We start from the raw sequence: 18402 nt of genomic DNA on the forward strand, positions 1-18402 counted from the left end.
TAATCCAACGAATGTTTCTAATCTTTGGCATCAACACTAGTGATGGATCACGTCGATGAAAGCGCCGCTCGATCTCGATCAATTGCAGACCTTCATCTCGATCGCCGATACCGGCAGCTTCACCCGTGCAGCGGAAGAAGTGCACCGCACCCAGTCGGCGGTGTCGATGCAGATGCGCCGGCTGGAGGAACGGATCGGCAAGCCCCTGTTCGAGAAGGAGGGGCGCAGCAACAGGCTGACGGAGGAAGGCGACAAGCTGCTCTCCTACGCAAGACGGCTGCTCTATCTCAACCGCGAGACGCTCGCCGCCTTCGACGACCAGCGGCTCGAAGGCACGATCCGCATCGGCACGCCGGACGACTATGCCGACCGTTTCCTGCCGGAGATCATGGCACGCTTCACCCGCTCCAATCCGCGCGTCGAACTGACCGTCATCTGCGAACCGACGCCGGGGCTGGTCGAGCACATCAAGCGCGGTAATCTCGACCTGGCGCTGGTGACGCACAATGATGTACGCGGCCAATCGGAGGTGGTTCGGCGCGAACCGCTGCTGTGGGTCTCCTCGGCCAACCACGCGACGCATGAGCAGGAAACGCTGCCGATGGCCTTCGGCCGGCCGAACTGCATCTGGAGGCGCGCCGCCGTCGACGTTCTGGACCAGCAGAACCGCGACTACCGCATCCTGTTCACCAGCTTCTCGGCGACCGTGATCACCGCGGCCGTGCTTTCGGGCCTGGCGATTTCGGTGCTGCCGGAATGCGCGCTCAGGCCCGGCATGAGGGTGCTGGGCGAAGCCGACGGCTTCGGCGCCCTGCCCGACTGCCGCATCGGCATCATGCGCGGCCAGACCTCGCGGCCGGAGATCGTCGACGCGCTTGCCCGACACATCTCGGAAAGCCTGGACAATATCTCGATCCCGCTTGGCGAGGACACAGGAACGTTCGACTTCGCGGCACTCGCTTTCGCCAAAATGAAGCGGAGCAAGGCAAACCAGATCGTGCCCGGCTGGTAGGATGCGGGTCATGAATATCGGGACTGACATGGCCGCCTTGACGTCGGCGCTCAACCAGCCCCCAATCGGCCGATGAGCGAAGCAGCATCCGAATCACGCACCAACGCCACCGAATACACCGTGAGCGAGATTTCGGGCGCGCTGAAGCGCACGGTCGAGGACGTCTTCGGCAATGTGCGGGTGCGCGGCGAAATCTCGGGCTATCGTGGGCCGCATTCCTCCGGCCATGCCTATTTCGCGCTGAAGGACGACCGCGCCCGGCTCGACGCCGTGGTGTGGAAAGGCACGATGAGCCGGCTGAAATTCCGTCCCGAAGAGGGGATGGAGGTGATCGCCACCGGCAAGCTCACCACCTATCCCGGCAAGTCCAACTACCAGATCGTCATCGACAATCTCGAGCCGGCTGGCGCCGGGGCGCTGATGGCCCTGCTGGAGGAGCGCAAGCGCCGGCTGCAGGCTGAGGGGCTTTTCGACGCCGGCCGCAAGCGCCGGCTGCCATTCATGCCGTGCACCATCGGTGTCGTCACCTCGCCGACCGGGTCCGTCATCCGCGACATCATCCACCGCATCAAGGACCGCTTTCCGCTGCATGTACTGGTCTGGCCGGTGCGCGTGCAGGGCGACACGGCGAGTGCGGAAGTGACCAATGCCGTCACCGGTTTCAACGCACTGGCGTGGGACAGCCCCATCCAGCGCCCCGATCTGCTGATCGTCGCGCGCGGCGGCGGCAGCCTGGAAGATCTGTGGGGCTTCAATGACGAGGCGCTCGCCCGCGCAGTCGCCGCCTCCGACATTCCGGTGATTTCGGCCGTAGGGCATGAAACCGACTGGACGCTGATCGATCTTGTCGCGGATGTGCGGGCGCCGACACCGACGGGCGCGGCCGAAATCGCCGTGCCGGTGAAGGCTGAACTCGAAGCGACGCTGGCCAGCCTCGGCGCACGGCTCAAGGCCGCGGTGCTGCGCAATTTCGAACGCAAGCGTCAGGCAGCCCGTGCGGCGGCGCGTGCGCTGCCCTCGCCCGATCAATTGCTGGCGTTGCCGCGCCGGCGCCTGGACGAAGCGACATCGAGGCTCGGTCGTGGCCTGATGGTTTCCACCGAGCGCAAGCGGGCACGATTCTTCGCCGTAAAGTTGACGCCGGCAATGCTGTCGCAGCGGATTGCCGAGGCCCGGCGCACCAACGACCGTAATCTTTTGCGCGCGCAAGGGGCGCTGCGCAGCCTGGCGAGAAGCCGGCGCGCGGAGCTCAATCGTGCCGCGGACCAGTTGCCAAAATGCGCCAAGGCGTCGTTGCAGCGGCACAGACAGCAACTGGCTTTGCTGCAGGGCCGCATCACGATCGAGCCGACAGCTCGGCGGCAACGTGTGCAGAGGGATATGCTGTCGGCTTTGACGAGACGCGGCGGTCAGGCGATGCTGCTCAGGCTGGAGCGGTTGCGCGGCCGCATCATCCAGGCCGACCGGCTGATGGCGACGCTTTCGCACAAGGCCGTCCTGGCGCGCGGCTTCGCGCTGGTTAAGGATGCCGACGGCGCCGTCATCAAGCAGGCCGCCGACGTGGCGTCTGGGATGGCGCTTTCGCTGGAATTCGCGGACGGTACGGCGGATGCGGTGGCAACCAGCGGCGCGGCGCGGCCAAAGCCCGATGCCAAGCCGGTAAAGGCCCCAGTTGCCAAGGCTAGAGAACCCGGCAATCAGGGATCCTTGTTCTAAGAGCATGACCGACAATCCGCACCATCTGGCAACGCCGTCCGGCAAGCCGCGCGCGAGAAGCTTCAATATCGGCTTCGACGGAACGCCTGGGCCGTTCAACGCGATCACCGACGTGCCTGGCGTCGCGGTCGGCTATGCGACGCTGATATCGGGCGATGGTCCGCTTGTCGTCGGCAAGGGACCGGTGCGCACCGGTGTCACCGCGATCCTGCCCAAGCCGCGCGACGAACTGGCGACGCCGGTCTTCGCCGGCATCTTCAGCCAGAACGGCAATGGCGAACTGACCGGCTCGCACATCATCGAGGAAACCGGCGCCTTCAACTTCCCAATCACCATCACCAACACGCATTCCTGCGGGGTTTCGCGTGACGGCACGCTGCGTTGGATGAACCAAGTGCTGCCGGCGGCCGTCGACAGCGCCTGGGGTTTGCCCGTGGCAGCGGAGACCTATGACGGGTTTCTCAACGACATCAACGGCCACCATCTGACATCGGAGCATGTCGCCGAAGCCCTTGACGGCGCCGCCAGCGGTCCGATCGAGGAAGGCAGCGTCGGCGGCGGCACCGGCATGATCACTTTCGGCTTCAAGGCCGGTTCCGGCACGGCCTCGCGCATCGTCGCATGGCAAGGGCGCACCTACACGGTCGGCGCCTTCGTGCAGTCGAATTTCGGCAAGCGGCACAATTTCACCATTCGTGGCCTGCGCGCCGGTTCCGAACTCACCGAACCGGCGATCCGCGAAGCCACGTCGCGCGCGGAAAAGGGCTCAATCATCGCCGTCGTCGCGACCGACGCGCCTTTCCTGCCGCACCAGATGAAGCGGCTGGCCCGCCGCGTGCCGCTCGGCGTCGCCATGACCGGCGGCTTCGGCTATCACAGTTCGGGCGACATTTTTCTCGCCTTCTCGACCGCCAATCCTGCCGCTGCGCTGGGGCTGACTGGCCGCATCGCCAGCGCCGATTTCATTCCCGATGTGGACATCGACCCGTTCTTCGATGCCGTGATCCAGACGGTGGAGGAATCGATCCTCAACGCTCTTGTCGCCAATCACGACATGACCGGTCGCGATGGCAATTTCGTGCCTGCCCTGCCGAAAGCGTGGCTCAAGGAAAAATTTGGCTGAGAAGGATGCCAAAGACGAAAACGCGGGCCGAAGCCCGCGCATTCAGACAGGGTTGTCCCTGAAAATCTATTCCGCGGCCTTGCTGGAAGCCTGCTGGCTTTCGTCGGCCTCGGCCGCTTCCTCCAGCCGGGAAGCGATGAGTTCCTGGATGTCGCCGACTTCCTCCTGGATGTCCTCCAGCGGTATGCCGACCTCGGCAGCCTTGGCGGCGCATTCCCTGGCCAGTGTCTCGGCCTGCTTCTCGATCCTGGCCGGGGACTGGCAATGGACCTTTTCGCCGATCCATCCCCGCAAGAATTCGATCGCGTGTTCACTCATACTGCTATTCCCTTGCGGCAAAGCCGGTTGGTAATCCTAAACGTCCGCATCCCGTAAAGGATGCATGTTCCCATTCGAGCCGAGTCGCGGCCGGACGGCAAGCCGAAGCCGTCCAGGGTCCACAGAGCCGAAGGAATTCGAGGGGTGAAGAACATTTTCTGTTTCTGAAGGACTGTACCGTTGGCGGGATCTGCCCGCTCCAAGCAATTGCTTCTACCTTTACGGCTTCCAGTCCGTTTCGTATCTCAATGGCTGTCGCTACCGCCGCCTTATGACGTTGCGCTTCAAGGCGCGAGCCATCGAAGCCGCCGCTATATAGTGATATCCATACACTATGTCGACTCTCCTCAAGGCCCGTGCACAGGAGCCATGCAAAAGTCGCATGGATCGCTGATCCGGTCAGAAGTTTTCGACCCACGGCCTGAGTTCCATTTCCCAGGTCCAGGCGCTGCGGTGCTGGCGGTGGATGGCGAGATAGGCCTCGGCGATCGCATCCGGCGATAGCCGCCGATCCTGCGGTTCGGACTCCTGCCCGGACGCGGCCGAGGCAATGGCGCCGTCGATGATGAAATGCGCGACGTGGATGTTCTTGGGCGCCAGTTCACGGGCCATGGACTGCGCCAGCCCGCGCAATCCGAATTTCGGCATCGCAAAGCCGGCGGAGCCGGCGAACCCCTTCACGCTTGCCGTCGCTCCGGTGAAGAAGATCGAGCCCGCCCCTTGAGCGATCAGCCGGCGGGCCGCCTGCTGGCCGACCAGGAACCCACCATAGGCCCCGACAAGCAGCGCCTGACGAACCGCCTCGGGATCGAGTTCGGCCAGCGGACCGCGGGCGCGGCCGCCGGCGTTGAAAACCACCAGGGAAAGCGGGCCAGCTTTGTCGGCGACATCGAACAGACGCTCCACCGACGTGGCATCGGAGACATCCGTTGCCACGGCTTGCGCGCCGGTTTGCGCCTGCAATGCATCGAGCTTCTCGATATCTCGGGCGGCCAGGACGATTTGGAACCCTTCCCTGGCGAGAAGACGCGCGAGCGAGGCGCTCAAGCCGGATCCCGCCCCGGCAATGACGGCGACATTGGATGTCATGAGACCTCTCCTTCTTCCACCAATTGCAATGGCTGGCAGATGTTGAACTCTGCCGGATCAGCGCCGCACCGGCAACGCGCACGGCGGAAAGAAAAATGGCCGGGCGCGAAAACGGCCCGGCCAAAAGAAGGTCATAACCTTCAGAGGGGAACACCGTTCAGCGAAATGGGAGGAAAACACCGAACGGATTTGTCATTCTGAACCGATCCTTGCACGGGCACGACAAATGATTTTCTAAAATCGGTCCGAACTACGAAAAATCCTGTTCGTTCTTGTATCAACTGGCTCAACCCGCCCCGGTTTCCGGCTGAAGCAGGTCCGCGTAATGGCGGCGCGCGACGTCAGGGTGCGAGCGCAGCCGGCTTTTCAGCACATTGGTTCCGACATCGCGAAACAAAGCATTGTCCGGATCGCTGGCCGGCCCGCGCGCCTGCGCCGCCAATTCCTCCGGCAATTCGAGCAACGGTATCGTCGCATCGAGCTTGGCGCTGAAGAAGAACGGCACCGAAATGCGCTCGATGCCGGCGGGCGGCGTCACGACGCGATGCACGGTCGCGCGCAAATAGCCATTCGAGGCCAGTTCGAGCAATTCACCGATGTTGACGACGAGCGTGCCGGGAATGGGGTCCACATCCACCCAGCTGCCATCATAGTCGACCTGGAGCCCCTTGTTGTCATCCTGGAGCAGCAGCGTCAGGAAACCGCCATCCTTGTGCGCGCCGACACCTTGGTCGCCGCCGGTCGCCTCGCGGCCGGGGTAGCGCACGATCTTCATGCGATGGTTTGGTGAGTCTCGATAGATCGGGTCGAAGGCATCCTCGGGTTGCTCGAGCGATAGCGCGAAAGCTTTCAGCAGCCGGATCGCCACCGCTGTTGCCTTGGCCTGCCAGGCAAGCAGCGCGGGTTTGAGCTCCGGCAACGCAGCGGGCCACTGGTTCGGCCCCTGCAGCCGCGTCCAGGCGGGAATTCCGGGGCCTTGCGCTATAGGTTGGCGCTCGACGCCGATGTCGAGCTGTTCGCGCCAATCGGCCTTGCCCTTGGTCAGCTCGCCGCCGGCGTGCGTATAGCCGCGGAACTGCGAGGACTTGACCATCTCGATCGCGAGCTTGTCGGCCTCGCCCAAGGCAAAGAAGCGGCGCGATGCGGTGAGCACCTCGCTGATCTCCGCCCACGAGATGCCATGCCCAGCCAGATAGAAAAAGCCGATGTCGCGCGAGGCGGAACGCAGATCCGCCAGAAACGTCCGACGTTCCGATGCGCCTTGTTCAAAGTGGCTCAGATCAAGCACGGGTACTATTCTGGGCATATCAGGCTCCTTTCCTGGTTTCTGCGGATGTTTGCCCATCCGCAAACCAGGACTGTTGGACTTGCGTGCACTCTCGGCGGTCACAACGCCAGCAATGCCTGCAAGTCTCATCGACTCCAGATTGCCAAGAAAGAAACGATCGGCCCTTCGAAGCCGCCGCGACGAACAATTTTTCCACGCGCGCCGGCAAAGCTGACAATGGCCGCGATCATTCAGCAGGATTGGGCTGCCCTGAGCAGCATGCCGAAGAGGTCGCGTGGCTCGTCGGGATCGGCCAGCATGCCGGTCCCACGACAACGGCATCTATCGCGGCTATGAGCTGGGTGCGGCCGTCAGCTATGTCGGGCTGAAGGCCAACGTGCTCGAATTCATCCCGCCACTGACGCCGACCGAAGATGAAGTGACCGAGGACATTGATATCGTCGACCAAGCTATTGCCGACGTGAATGCCGGCAAGGTGTGGGATGCGGATGTCGCGTCGTTCATGATGTGGTGAAGGAGCCTCGGCTCACACCAGCCACTCCTTGATCGCCGGGCGGGCGAGCACCGCGCGCATGCGGTCCTCGGCATCGGTGACCGCCAGCGCCATCGGCGCGCGGGTCGGGCCGCAATCGACGCCGATAACGCGGAAGGCCGCCTTCATGCCCGGCAGCACGCCGGTCTCCAGCAGTGCCTCGACGAAATCCTGCGACACCATCTGCAGCGCCTTCGCCCGTGTAAGATCGCCAGCGCGGACCGCCTGGTCGATCGCTACGTAGAGCCTGCCAAGCAGATTGTAGGTTGTGCCGATGCCGCCTTCGGTGCCGAGCATGCCGGCGGCGGCATAGATCTCATCGAAGCCGTAGTAGAAGAGCTTTTGCGGCTGCCGCTTGCGCAGCAGGGAATATTTGAACAAGTCGGTGGAGGTGAACTTGATGCCGACGACATTTTTGAGGTCGAGCAGCCGAACCAGCAGGGGAAGCGGCAACGGCCGGCCGGTGCGCAAGGGTATCTCGTAGACAATAAACGGCAGGTCCGTCGCCGCCGCCAGTGCCTGGTAATAGCCGAAGACTTCTTCGTCGGAGAACGGGTAGGAATGCGGCGGCAGCGCCGACAGCGCGTGATAGCCAAGCTTCTGCGCCTGCCGCGCCAGACGGATGGAATCGCGCAGGTTCGGCATGCCGACATGGGCGATCAGCTTGACGCCCGTTGAGGTCGCGCTGGCGAAGACCACCTCTTGCTGCGCCAACAATTCGTCCACCGTCAGCAAGCCGGATTCGCCGCTGCTGCCACCGACATAGAGACCGGCCAGACCCTGGCGCAGCACATAGTCGTTAATGTTGCGCTGGCGTTGCGGATCGAACTCGCCGGCATCGCTCAGTCCGGTCATCAGGGCGGCATACATGCCCGCCAATTGCTTGGTCATTGGGATTCTCGGTTTTCCAGATTTGTCATGATGTGGCTTCGCCAGCGTGGTGGCAGGCGACGAGATGCTGGCCGGTGACGGCGGAGCCGAAATCGCGCTGTGCCGGATCGACCTTGGTGCAGATCTCGGTCGCCAGAGGGCAGCGCGGATGGAAATGGCAGCCGGGCGGCGGCTTCGACGGATCGGGTACGCCACCGCCAAGCACGATGCGCCGGCGCGTTCCGCCCGCCTTGGGATCAGGCACGGGAATCGCCGACAACAGAGCGCGCGTATAGGGATGCAATGGTGCGCCGAACACCGCCGGCGTGGTGCCGATCTCGACGATGCAGCCGAGATACATCACCGCGACGCGGTCGCTGAGATAGCGGATCATCGACAGATCGTGACCGACGAACAGATAGGTCAGGCCGAGGCGAGCCTTGAGGTCGTCGAGCAGATTGACGATCTGCGCCTGGATCGAGACGTCGAGCGCCGAGATCGGCTCGTCGGCAATGATGAATTTCGGATTGGCCGCCAACGCGCGGGCAATGCCGACGCGCTGGCGCTGGCCGCCGGAGAGCTCGAACGGATAGCGGTTTCGCAGCGCTTCCCGGAGACCCACCAGCGCCAACAATTCGCTGACGCGCACGTCACGCGAGGCGCGGGTGCCGATCTTCTGCGCACGCAGCCCTTCGCCGATGATGCGGCCGACGGTCATGCGCGGGTTGAGCGAGCCGAACGGGTTCTGGAACACCATCTGCATGTCGCGGCGGCGCTGCTTCAGCTCCTCGCCCGTCGCGCCCGCATAGTCCCTGCTTTCGAACACAATGCTGCCGGCGCTTGGGCGCTCCAGGCCGAGCACGGCGCGGCCGGTCGTCGACTTGCCGCAGCCGCTTTCGCCCACCAGCGCCAGCGTCTCGCCGCGCATCACCTCGAAGCTGACGCCGTCGACCGCATGCACCGCGCCGACCTGCCGTCGCAGGACTCCGCGCCGGATCGGGAAATGCACTTTGAGGTCCGTGACGGTGAGCAGCGGTTCCTGCTTCGGTGCCGTCACGGCGGGCTTGCCCGCAGCGGCTGCGCTCATGCGCGGCACTCGCTCCACCTCCCGCCAGCGCCAGCACGCGGTGGTATGGCCGGCGGCAACCAGTTCCAGCGGCGGCTTCTGCTCGCGGCAGCGCGCTTCGGCATAGTCGCAGCGCGGCGCGAAGGCACAGAAGGTCGGCGCCAGTGTGACATTGGGCGGCGCGCCCTTGATCGGCACCAGCCTGATGTTTGCCGCCGTCAGCGACGGGATCGAGTTGAGCAGGCCGATCGTATAGGGATGCTTGGTTGCCGAAAACAAATCGTTGACCGGGGCGCTTTCAACGATCGAGCCGGCATACATCACCGCGACGCGATCGACGAAGCCGGCGACCAGGCTGAGGTCATGGCTGATCCAGATGATCGCCATGCCGAGTTGCTTTTGCAGGCGCACGACCAGTTCGACGATCTGCGCCTGGATAGTGACGTCGAGCGCCGTCGTCGGCTCGTCGGCGATCAGGATCGACGGCTTGCACACCAGCGCCATGGCAATGCCTATGCGCTGCAACTGGCCGCCCGAGAACTGATGCGGAAAGGCGCGCATGCGCTGCGGCGCGTTGGCGATGCCGACCAGCGCCAGCATGGCGAGCGCCTCGCGTTCGGCCTCGGCCTCGTTCAGGCCCTGGTGCTCGCGAAGCGCCTCGGTCAGTTGCAGGCCGATGGTCAGCACCGGGTTCAGCGACGACATCGGATCCTGGAAGATCATGGCGATGTCGCGGCCGCGTATCCGGCGCAGTTCGCTGTCGGGCATGGCCAGCAGATCGCGGCCACGAAACAGCGCGCGGCCCGCGGTGACGCGGCCGGGTGGCTTGCGGATCAGGCCCATCAGCGTCTGCACGGTGACCGACTTGCCGGAGCCGCTCTCGCCGACGATCGCCAAAGACTCGCCCTCGGCAAGCTCGAAGGAGACGTCGTTGACAGCATAGACGGAATTGCCGCGCGGGCCGAACTCGACGCTCAGCCCCTGCACGGAAAGCACGGGCTGTTGCCCCGGCGCCGGCGCGGCCTTGCCGCGGGCGAGCGTTTCCAGGCCGGTCACTTGCCGCCCCCACCCATGATGTGCTGCGGGTCGAGCGCATCGCGCAGGCCGTCGCCGACGAAGTTGATGCTGAGCACGGCCATGGCGATCATCGCGCCGGGCGGGATCCACATCCAGGGCTGGCTCTCCAGGATCGACAGTGTGCGTGCGTCGCGCAGCATGTTGCCCCAACTGGCGGCCGGCGCCTGCGCGCCAAGACCGAGGAAGGAGAGCGAAGCTTCGAGCAGGATGACGGTCGCGACGTCGAGGGTGATCGCCACCAGGATCGGGCTCAGCACGTTGGGCAGGATGTGTTCGAGGATGATGATCGAGGGCGAGGTGCCGAGCGAGCGCGCGGCCAGGATGAACTCCTGGTTGCGCAAGGCCAGAATCTCGCCGCGCGTCAGGCGGGCGATGGAGGGCCAGCTCAGCAGTCCGATCACGACCATGGTGTTGAAGATGCTGGGCCCGACGACCGCGACGAAAGCGATGATGATGACCAGCCGCGGGAAGGTCAGCACCATGTCGATCAGGCCCATCAGCAAGAGGTCGACCTTGCCGCCGAAATAGCCGGCGACGCAGCCGATGAAGATGCCGATCGCGGCCGAGATCGCGACGGCGACGAAGCCGACCGTCAGTGAGATGCGGCCGCCATAGAGGATGCGGGCGAAGATGTCGCGACCGGTGCCGTCGGTGCCCAGCCAGTGGATGCCGCCGGGCGGCTGGTTGCGCCCCCTGAGGTCGATGTCGTTGGGTCCGTAATGGGCGATCAGCGGCGCCAGCACGCAGGCGAGCACGATGATGGCAAGCATGATCAGGCCGAGCGTGGCCAGACGGTGGTTGAGGAAGCGGCGCGCCGCCTCGCCCCACAGGCCGCGCGAGGCGCCGGCAGCGATCGTCATGTCGGCGGCGGTTGCGTCAGTCATAGCTCACCCTGGGGTCGAGCACGCTGTAGGCAAGGTCGGTGGCGAGATTGGCCAGCATGACGATGATGGCAGTGATCAGCACATAGCCCATGATCACGGGGCTATCCCTGTTCACCACGGAATCGATGAACATCAGGCCGATGCCGGGCCACTGGAAGATGGTCTCGATCACCACCGAGCCACCGAACAGTGTCGGCAGTGCGAGGCCGAAGACGGTGACCAGCGGGATCAGCGCGTTGCGCAGGCCGTGGCGCAGCGTGATGGTGCGGGGCTTGAGCCCCTTGGCCCTGGCGGTGCGCATATAGCTCTGGTTCAGCACTTCGAGCATGCCGGCGCGGGCATAGCGCATGAAGATCGCGGCGCGGAACAAGGCAAGTGCCGCCGCCGGCAGGATCAGGTGCCTGAGATTGTCGAGGAGCGAGAAGTTTTCACCAGCCGTGGAAATGCCCGACGACGGCAGCCAGCGCAGCTCCAGCGCAAAGACGTAGACGAGCAAAAGTCCCATGAAGAAGTCCGGGATCGAGACGCCGACAAAGCCGGCAAGCGTCAGCGAATAGTCGGTGAGCTTGTATTGCCTGAGGGCCGAGAGCACGCCAAGCGTGGTGCCGATGACGAAAGCGACGAGCAGTGCGACACCCATCAGCTCCAGCGTCATCGGCAACCGCTCGACGATGATATCGCCGACACCGCGGCCATTGACGAAGGAGCGGCCGAGATTGCCGTGAAGGATCTGGCCGATCCAGTTGAGGTACTGGACATAGACCGGCTGGTCGAGGCCGAGTTCGCCGCGCCGCATGGCGATCAGCTCCTCGCTCGACGGCGCCTCCGCCGTGATCATCGCCAGCACCGCGTCGCCGGGCATGGCATGCGCGATGGCAAAGACGATCACGGTAACACCGAACAGCACCGGGATGCTGAGCAAAAGTTTTCGCAGGAGATAGCTGAGCACCGGCCTCTCCTAGGGCTGAAGGCGGTTCTGAGACAATCGATCGTGAGGCTCGCTCAGAGCCCCACGACCGGCAGGGATATCCGCGGCTATTTCGCCACCTCCCACTTCTCGACTTCGTTGTAGACCGGGTGATTGAAGATCACGAGCGGCTGTTCCTTGAAGTGCTGCGCCAGGCCGACGATCCGGTTGTTGAAGGCCAGCGGCCGCACCTCGTTCCAAAGCCAGGCCTTGGGCAGGTCCTGATTGAGGATGCGCGAGGCCTCCTGATAGCTCGCGGCGCGCGTGGCGCGGTCGTTGGATTCAAGCCCCTTGTTGAAGAGTTCGTCGACCTTGGGGTTGCAGTAGCCCATGGCGAGCGGCTTGGCGCCGCAGACGACCAGAGGCGAGCCGAGCGAGGGATCGAGGCCCATGCCTTGCGCGAAGAAGCCCATCTGGAAGCTGCCGTCGGCATAGATCTGGTTGATCGCCGCCGGATCGAGCAGGCGCGGCTGGATGTTGACGCCGACGGCGGCCAGATAACTCTGGATGGCGGTGACGGTGTCGACGTTCATCTGGTCGGAATAATAGTAGATGAAGTCGACCGGCTGGCTCGCATCCCAGCCCGCGTCGGTGAGCAGCTGCTTGGCCTTGTCGGGATTGTAGTTGTAGGGTTCGAGGTCCTTGGCGCGCGCCCAGTCCTGCGGGAACAGCGTGTTCAGGAGTTCACCGGCGCCCTGCTTGACGGTCTCGATGATCGCCTTGCGGTCGATGGCATAGAGCATCGCCTGGCGCACGCGCACGTCGGCGAAGCGCTTGTTCTCCAGGTTGAATTGCAGATAGGTCGGCAGGCCGGCGGAGAATTTCGGCAGCACGGTCAGATAGTCGAGCTTCTGCAGGCGGGGCAGTTCGGCGATCGGCACGCCGCCGCCCTCATAGGACATGGCGTCGACCTCCTGCGTCTCAAGCGCGGCGATGATCGGCGGCACATCCTTGTAGATCTGGTAGATGATGCGGTCGAGCTTGGGCGCGCCAAGGACATAGTCGGGATTGCGGTCGACCTCGACATACTGGTCGCTCTCATACTTCTTCCAGATGAACGGGCCGGTGCCGACCCGATTGACCCAGAAGGCATTGCCCTTGATGTCGGCGGGCGCGACCTTGCCCAATATGTGCTCGGGAAAGATGCTGATGGCGATCAGCTGCAGCTCGACCCAGAGCGGCTTGGCGCTGTCGAGTTCGATCTGCACGGTCGCGTCGTCCACCGCCTTCACCCCGGCAAGCGAGGTGGCCGAGCCATCCTGGAAGGCCTTGTAGCCGGCCACGGCGGAAAGCTTCTGCGACCAGGGCGAGCCGACCTTCGGGTTGGCGTAAAGATTGAGGCTGAACACCACGTCCCTGGCGGTGAAAGGCGTGCCGTCATGCCATTTGACGCCATGGCGCAGGCTGAAGACATAGGTCTTGCCGCCGTCGGGCGTCTTCCAGCTTTCGGCCAGCATCGGCTGCACGCCATCGCCCGTCCACTTGATGTGGACGAGGCCCTGCAGGACGGTCTCGTCGAGCCGATGGCCGCAGGTGGTGTGCAGCGTGCCCATCTCGATGCAGCCGGTGCGCATGGCCGAGCGGAACGTGCCGCCTCCTTCGGCCTTCGCAGCGCCTGCGGCAAGCATGAGCGCCAAGGCCGGCAAAAGGCTGATCAGAAATCGTCTCATGGAATTCTCCTCCCTTCGATTGTGTCGGTCGGTCGCGGCTGACGTCGGAGCGCGCGTTCTCGCGGTCGCCTGGTCGCTGTTTCGCGTCCAGTCGCTCATTGGCAAGTAGCGACCTCCTCCTACCCCTCGGTCGCACCGCGCCTCAGCGATCCACAGCTCCTTGCCTGTGCTCGCTTGCAGCGACTGGTCTAATAGCTTAAAAGGTAGACCATGCACAATATGCCGGTCCGAAAAAAATTGTCCGACGAGGTCCGTCTCCGCCTGGAGGCGATGATCCGGGATGAGGTTTATCCGGTCGGTGCCTCGCTGCCGTCCGAGCGCGAACTGATGTCGATGTTCGATGTCGGGCGCCCCTCGGTACGCGAGGCGCTGTTTGCGCTGGAGAAGATGGGCCTTGTGCGCATCAACAGCGGCGAGCGGCCCAAGGTGACGCGGCCGACGCCGAAGAACATGCTGGAGCAGCTGACAGGCACCGCACACCTTTTGATGGACCAGCCCGACGGCATCGGCCATTTCGAACAACTGCGGCTGTTCCTCGAAGTCTCGATCACGCGCCATGCCGCCGAGATAGCGACGCAAGCGCAGATCGATGCCCTGGCCGCCGCGCTGGCCGAAAACGAACGCGCCATTTCACGCGCCCGCGCCTTTGCCGTCACTGACGTCGCCTTTCACCGCGTGCTGACCGCGATCCCCGGGAATCCGATTTTTCTCGCCGCGCACGAAGCGCTGGTGGAGTGGCTGATCAACCAGCGCATCCACATGGCCAACACCGAGTTGGAAAACCGCATCAGTTTCGCCGGGCACAAGGCAGTCTTCGAAGCCATCGAGCGGCACGATCCGGAAGCCGCCGGCCAGGCGATGCGCGAGCATCTGGAAAACGCCCGGCGCAAGTTCAATCCCCGCCAGGCGAAACCAGATTAGCCTCTCGTCGAACCCGTACACCGGACGAGATCTAAAGCGATGGTCCCATCTGGATCGGGCTGCCGTCGCTGAACCGGGATTGGCGAAACCTATGAAGGTTATGTCCGGTCTCGTTGCCCTGGATCAAGTCGGACAGGACGCGGCCCATGCCAGGGCCTATGCCAAAGCCGTGGCCGCTCATCCCTGTCGCGATGACGAGACCCGGAACCGCAGCCGTACGATCCACGACAGGCACGACATCCGGCATCGCATCGATCATGCCGGCCCAGCTTGCCCGGAGCGGTACCGCCTCGAATTGTGGGAAAAGCTCCTTGAACCCTCGATCGATGGCGCGAAGCGCCTTGGCCTCCGGGGCAGGATTGAGAACGCGCATCCTTTCGAACGGGCTTTCCTTGTCCGCATCCCATTTGCGTGGGGTAGACCAGCTGTCCGGATATGCACGAGGCGCCGCCGGCAGGTAGCGCGTGCCGAAAGGATTTGCCTTCAGGGCGGGCAGGTATTTCGGTGCGTGACGCAATGCATCCGGCCCTATATAGAGCAGGTGGCTGCCTCCCGCCGCCAGCGTGTATCCGCCGTCCTTTCTACGCCGGAAGGCGATGCGTTCGTCCGCTGCGGCGCCCGCATGGATTTCCGGCATCGGCGCGGTCGCAGCGACGGTCGTGCGGACACTGAGCTGCGGGATCGAGACGCCGTGCGCGCGCAGGAACAGCGACGTCCAGGCGCCGCTGGCGACAAGCACGTTCGATGTGGCGATGCGGCCTTGTTCGGTCCAGACACCGCTGATGCGCCCCGCGGAGATATCGAGCCTGCGTGCCGCACAGTTCTCGATGATGGTGACGCCCTGGCGAGCGGCCAGGCGGGCAAACGCCGGCACCGCGACCCAGGGCTCGGCACGCATGTCCGATGGCGTGGTCATGGCGCCCTTGAAGGGGCGCGACATGGCCGGGATCAGCTTGGCGGTCTCACCCCGGTCGAGGAGACGCGTGTCGACGCCATGGGCCTCGGCGATCTTCAGGAACTTGGCGAAATCGGCCATCTCCTTGTCGGTCCGCGCAAGATAGGTCACGCCGGTCTGCGTCAAGCCTATGTCCTCGCCGCACTCCTCGGCCAGTTGGCGCCAGAGACGCTGCGCTTCGATGACGATGGGCAGTTCGTCCGCGTCGCGGCCCTGCTGGCGGATCCAACCCCAGTTGCGCGAGGACTGCTCCGCGGCGATGCGTCCCTTCTCCAGCAAGGTCACCGGTATGTTGCGCCGGGCCAGGAACAAGGCCGCGGTCACGCCGATGATGCCACCGCCGACAATGACCACATCCGACGTCTTCGGCAGCGGCGCCTGAAACTGGATCGGACTGGCTTCGGTGAAAGGGAAGATCGTCAAAGGATTGTCCTTTTTCACAGGCATGGCCCCGCGCCGATGGCTGGTTCCGGTGGCGCGAGATCGCGCGCTTCTATGGGAAACTGGCCAAGCGTGAAGTGCGTCGACAAGCACTACACGACCAGTCTCGAAAATTTGCGTGCCAGCTCAATGAAATTGTTGACCACCCGTCGAGGTCGCTTCTCGTCGCCGCAGCCAGCCCCTGGCCTCATCGACTATCGGGATAATTAGGCTCGGGGATGCCGGACAGGGTCAGCCTCGGTGTGACCTGTCGCGACATCCTGCGGAAGATCGCAAACGATAGCTTGCCGCCCTAAGACTTCAGGCGAGCCCGAACCGCTCGACGGCACGCATGATGCCGCGCAGCTCGGCGAGACCTTTCAGTCGGCCGATGAGCGAATAGCCGGGGTTGATCTTTTTCTTGCCGATGTCGTCGGCGAGCAGATGGCCATGATCCGGCCGCATCGGGATTTGCCAGTCGGCCCCGCCATCCCCGCGACGGCGCTTCTCTTCCTGCATCAAAGCGAGGATGACATGCGCCATGTCGGTGCCACCCTCCAGATGCTCAGCCTCATAGAACGAGCCGTCTTCCTCGATGGTGATGTTGCGCAGATGGACGAAATGGATGCGGTCAGCGAATTCCTTGACCATGGCGACGATGTCGTTGTCGGCGCGCGTGCCGTAGGAGCCGGTGCAGAACGTCAAGCCATTGGCCGGGCTGTCGACCGTCGTGAGGATGAAGCGCGCATCCTCCGCCGTGGAAACGACGCGCGGCAGGCCATAAAGCGAGAACGGCGGATCGTCGGGATGGATGCACATGCGCACGCCCTCCTCTTCGGCCGCCGGGATGATCTCGCGCAGGAACCAGGCCAGGTTGTCGCGCAGTTCCTTCGGCCCGATCGCATCATATTCCGCCAGGGCCTCGCGAAAACTGTCCCTGTTATAGCTGCGCTCCGTCGCCGGCAGGCCGGCGATCAGGTTGCGCTCGATCTGGTCGATCTGCTCCGGCGTCAGCACCTTCAGCCGCTGCTCGGCTTCGGCGATACGCGCCGGCGTGTAGCTCTGCGCGCCATTCTTGCGCTGCAGGACAAAGAGATCATAGGCGGCAAAGTCGATAGCGTCGAAACGCAAGGCATAACCGGTCGTCGGCAGCCGGTAGGCCAGGTCGGTGCGGGTCCAGTCGACCACCGGCATGAAATTGTAGCAGATCGTCCGGATGCCTGCCTTGGCGAGCGCGCGGATGCTGTCGCGATAATAGCCGGCATAGCGCTCGCGCTCCGGCGCGCCGATCTTGAAGGAATTGTGGACCGGAATGCTCTCGACAACCGACCAGGTCAGCCCAGCCGCCTCGATGATGCGCTTGCGCTCAAGCACATCCGCCTCGGGCCAGGCCCTGCCGTCATAAATCTGGTGAAGCGCCGAAACCACGCCGGTGGCGCCGGCTTGTTTGACATGTTCAAGCGTCACCGGATCATCGGGACCATACCAGCGCCAACACTGTTCCATTGCCACTTCCTTTTTTGCGAGAGACCGGCAACCTATTGTTTGACCATGATGAGTGTCAAACTAAGAGCCGGTTTCGATAACGAATGAAGGAGCTTCCGCGATGAAGGATTTTGACGGCAAGGTGGCATTGGTGACAGGGACGACCGGTATCGGCCTGGCAACCGCCAAACGCCTTGCGGCTGGGGGTGCCGCGATCGTCGCCTGCGGCGTCGACCGGGAAGCCAATGCCGCCATGCAGGAGAGCCTCGCCAAGGCCGGAGCGAGCGTTCTGGTGCGGACGGTGGACGTCTCGGTTTCCGACCAGGTGCGCGAGGCGGTCGCGGCCGGCGTGGCGAAATTCGGCGGCATCGATGTCATCGTCAATTCGGCGGCGGTGCATCCCTATGGAACGGCGACGACGACCGACTGGGAAACCTGGAACCGGGCGATGACGGTCAATGTCGGCTCGATCTATCTGACCGCCCATTTCGGCATCCCGGAAATGATCAAGCGGGGCGGCGGCGCCATCGTCAACGTCGCTTCGGTGCAGGGCTTCGCCTGCCAGCAAAACGTCGCCGCCTATGCCACGACCAAGGGCGCCATCCATACACTGACACGTTCGCTGGCGCTCGACTATGCCGCATCGGGCATAAGGGTCAATTCGGTCAGTCCAGGCTCGATCCGCACACCGATTCTCGAAAAGGCCGCGCGTGGCGACGGCGGCAGCGACGCAGATGTCGAAGAAGCCTACAGGCGGTTCGGCGCGGCCCATCCGCTCGGCCGTATCGGCGAGCCGGAGGAGGTGGCGGAGTTCATAGCGTTCCTGTGTTCGTCGAAGGCCGGCTTCTGCACCGGCGCGGACTATAAGATCGACGGCGGCCTTACCGCCGGCATCGGCGTGAAGTAGCGCCATGAAGGCCGGACTTGGGCTCTATCTGGGGTGGCGGCGTTAACGCATCCAGTTCGGAACAATCTTTTTTGGTCGAAGTTTTACCCCTTGAAGGGACGA

At 63.9% G+C, this 18402-nt stretch carries 16 protein-coding genes; 6 read left to right on the forward strand and 10 right to left on the reverse strand.

Features of this window, described 5'->3' with window-relative positions; genetic code table 11:
- The first annotated feature begins 55 nt into the window (after positions 1-55).
- The 3 genes from O7B34_RS01395 (at position 56) to O7B34_RS01405 (ending at position 3851) form a co-directional block, all read left to right on the forward strand.
- Positions 56-1012 carry a LysR substrate-binding domain-containing protein gene (locus O7B34_RS01395; RefSeq protein WP_337107339.1) on the forward strand — a complete coding sequence of 319 codons (957 nt, stop codon included), beginning with the start codon at positions 56-58 and terminating at the stop codon, positions 1010-1012.
- A 72-nt stretch (positions 1013-1084) separates the two neighbouring features.
- Complete coding sequence (gene xseA, locus O7B34_RS01400; RefSeq protein ID WP_337144591.1) at positions 1085-2728, forward strand: exodeoxyribonuclease VII large subunit; 1644 nt, start codon at positions 1085-1087, stop codon at positions 2726-2728.
- Between the two features lie 4 nt (positions 2729-2732).
- Entirely contained in the window at positions 2733-3851 is a 1119-nt protein-coding gene (locus O7B34_RS01405) for a DmpA family aminopeptidase (RefSeq protein ID WP_337144592.1), read from the forward strand.
- Positions 3852-3917: 66 nt separating this feature from the next.
- Here O7B34_RS01405 and O7B34_RS01410 read toward each other — a convergent pair whose 3' ends face one another.
- The 3 genes from O7B34_RS01410 to O7B34_RS01420 form a co-directional block, all read right to left on the reverse strand.
- Positions 3918-4169: a DUF768 domain-containing protein gene (locus tag O7B34_RS01410; protein WP_027146174.1), complete on the reverse strand. Its 252-nt coding sequence runs from the start codon at positions 4167-4169 to the stop codon at positions 3918-3920.
- A gap of 399 nt (positions 4170-4568) precedes the next feature.
- The gene (locus tag O7B34_RS01415) at positions 4569-5258 is read right to left on the reverse strand and encodes an SDR family NAD(P)-dependent oxidoreductase (RefSeq protein ID WP_337139561.1); all 690 of its coding nucleotides are present in this window, start codon (positions 5256-5258) and stop codon (positions 4569-4571) included.
- A gap of 286 nt (positions 5259-5544) precedes the next feature.
- Positions 5545-6564: an isopenicillin N synthase family dioxygenase gene (locus O7B34_RS01420; RefSeq protein ID WP_337144593.1), complete on the reverse strand. Its 1020-nt coding sequence runs from the start codon at positions 6562-6564 to the stop codon at positions 5545-5547.
- Positions 6565-6820: 256 nt separating this feature from the next.
- On the opposite strand from O7B34_RS01420, the gene O7B34_RS01425 reads away from it, so the two are divergent.
- Entirely contained in the window at positions 6821-7060 is a 240-nt protein-coding gene (locus O7B34_RS01425) for a hypothetical protein (protein ID WP_337144594.1), read from the forward strand.
- 12 nt (positions 7061-7072) lie between these two features.
- Here the strand turns inward: O7B34_RS01425 and O7B34_RS01430 are convergent, their stop codons facing one another.
- From O7B34_RS01430 to O7B34_RS01450, 5 genes are all read right to left on the reverse strand, one after another.
- Entirely contained in the window at positions 7073-7969 is an 897-nt protein-coding gene (locus O7B34_RS01430; protein WP_337144595.1) for a dihydrodipicolinate synthase family protein, read from the reverse strand.
- A 25-nt stretch (positions 7970-7994) separates the two neighbouring features.
- Positions 7995-10070: an ABC transporter ATP-binding protein gene (locus O7B34_RS01435; protein WP_337144596.1), complete on the reverse strand. Its 2076-nt coding sequence runs from the start codon at positions 10068-10070 to the stop codon at positions 7995-7997.
- Positions 10067-10975, reverse strand: a complete 909-nt coding sequence (opp4C, locus tag O7B34_RS01440) for an oligopeptide ABC transporter permease (RefSeq protein ID WP_337144597.1) — start codon at positions 10973-10975, stop codon at positions 10067-10069. The genes O7B34_RS01435 and opp4C overlap by 4 nt, the downstream gene beginning before the upstream one ends.
- Complete coding sequence (locus O7B34_RS01445; RefSeq protein WP_337144598.1) at positions 10968-11924, reverse strand: ABC transporter permease; 957 nt, start codon at positions 11922-11924, stop codon at positions 10968-10970. The genes opp4C and O7B34_RS01445 overlap by 8 nt, the downstream gene beginning before the upstream one ends.
- 86 nt (positions 11925-12010) lie before the next feature.
- A complete protein-coding gene (locus tag O7B34_RS01450; RefSeq protein ID WP_337144599.1) occupies positions 12011-13612 on the reverse strand; it encodes an ABC transporter substrate-binding protein in 1602 nt (533 codons plus the stop codon).
- Between the two features lie 219 nt (positions 13613-13831).
- On the opposite strand from O7B34_RS01450, the gene nanR reads away from it, so the two are divergent.
- Positions 13832-14533: a transcriptional regulator NanR gene (nanR, locus tag O7B34_RS01455; protein WP_337145177.1), complete on the forward strand. Its 702-nt coding sequence runs from the start codon at positions 13832-13834 to the stop codon at positions 14531-14533.
- A gap of 31 nt (positions 14534-14564) precedes the next feature.
- Here nanR and O7B34_RS01460 read toward each other — a convergent pair whose 3' ends face one another.
- Positions 14565-15911 carry an NAD(P)/FAD-dependent oxidoreductase gene (locus O7B34_RS01460; RefSeq protein WP_337144600.1) on the reverse strand — a complete coding sequence of 449 codons (1347 nt, stop codon included), beginning with the start codon at positions 15909-15911 and terminating at the stop codon, positions 14565-14567.
- 318 nt (positions 15912-16229) lie between these two features.
- The gene (gene uxuA / locus O7B34_RS01465; RefSeq protein ID WP_337144601.1) at positions 16230-17414 is read right to left on the reverse strand and encodes a mannonate dehydratase; all 1185 of its coding nucleotides are present in this window, start codon (positions 17412-17414) and stop codon (positions 16230-16232) included.
- 100 nt (positions 17415-17514) lie between these two features.
- Here uxuA and O7B34_RS01470 point away from each other — a divergent pair, with 100 nt between their 5' ends.
- Complete coding sequence (locus O7B34_RS01470; RefSeq protein ID WP_140504628.1) at positions 17515-18300, forward strand: SDR family NAD(P)-dependent oxidoreductase; 786 nt, start codon at positions 17515-17517, stop codon at positions 18298-18300.
- Positions 18301-18402: the final 102 nt, after the last annotated feature.

The organism is Mesorhizobium sp. Cs1299R1N3 (assembly GCF_037179625.1).
In the GTDB taxonomy this organism is placed as follows: domain Bacteria; phylum Pseudomonadota; class Alphaproteobacteria; order Rhizobiales; family Rhizobiaceae; genus Mesorhizobium; species Mesorhizobium salmacidum.

What these genes read in the sequence shown, in the direction of transcription:
- O7B34_RS01395 (WP_337107339.1), top strand. Translation starts at nt 56, where the DNA reads ATGAAAGCGCCGCTCGATCTCGATCAATTGCAGACCTTCATCTCGATC.
- xseA (WP_337144591.1), top strand. Translation starts at nt 1,085, where the DNA reads ATGAGCGAAGCAGCATCCGAATCACGCACCAACGCCACCGAATACACC.
- O7B34_RS01405 (WP_337144592.1), top strand. Translation starts at nt 2,733, where the DNA reads ATGACCGACAATCCGCACCATCTGGCAACGCCGTCCGGCAAGCCGCGC.
- O7B34_RS01410 (WP_027146174.1), bottom strand. Translation starts at nt 4,169, where the DNA reads ATGAGTGAACACGCGATCGAATTCTTGCGGGGATGGATCGGCGAAAAG.
- O7B34_RS01415 (WP_337139561.1), bottom strand. Translation starts at nt 5,258, where the DNA reads ATGACATCCAATGTCGCCGTCATTGCCGGGGCGGGATCCGGCTTGAGC.
- O7B34_RS01420 (WP_337144593.1), bottom strand. Translation starts at nt 6,564, where the DNA reads ATGCCCAGAATAGTACCCGTGCTTGATCTGAGCCACTTTGAACAAGGC.
- O7B34_RS01430 (WP_337144595.1), bottom strand. Translation starts at nt 7,969, where the DNA reads ATGACCAAGCAATTGGCGGGCATGTATGCCGCCCTGATGACCGGACTG.
- opp4C (WP_337144597.1), bottom strand. Translation starts at nt 10,975, where the DNA reads ATGACTGACGCAACCGCCGCCGACATGACGATCGCTGCCGGCGCCTCG.
- O7B34_RS01450 (WP_337144599.1), bottom strand. Translation starts at nt 13,612, where the DNA reads ATGAGACGATTTCTGATCAGCCTTTTGCCGGCCTTGGCGCTCATGCTT.
- nanR (WP_337145177.1), top strand. Translation starts at nt 13,832, where the DNA reads ATGCCGGTCCGAAAAAAATTGTCCGACGAGGTCCGTCTCCGCCTGGAG.
- uxuA (WP_337144601.1), bottom strand. Translation starts at nt 17,414, where the DNA reads ATGGAACAGTGTTGGCGCTGGTATGGTCCCGATGATCCGGTGACGCTT.
- O7B34_RS01470 (WP_140504628.1), top strand. Translation starts at nt 17,515, where the DNA reads ATGAAGGATTTTGACGGCAAGGTGGCATTGGTGACAGGGACGACCGGT.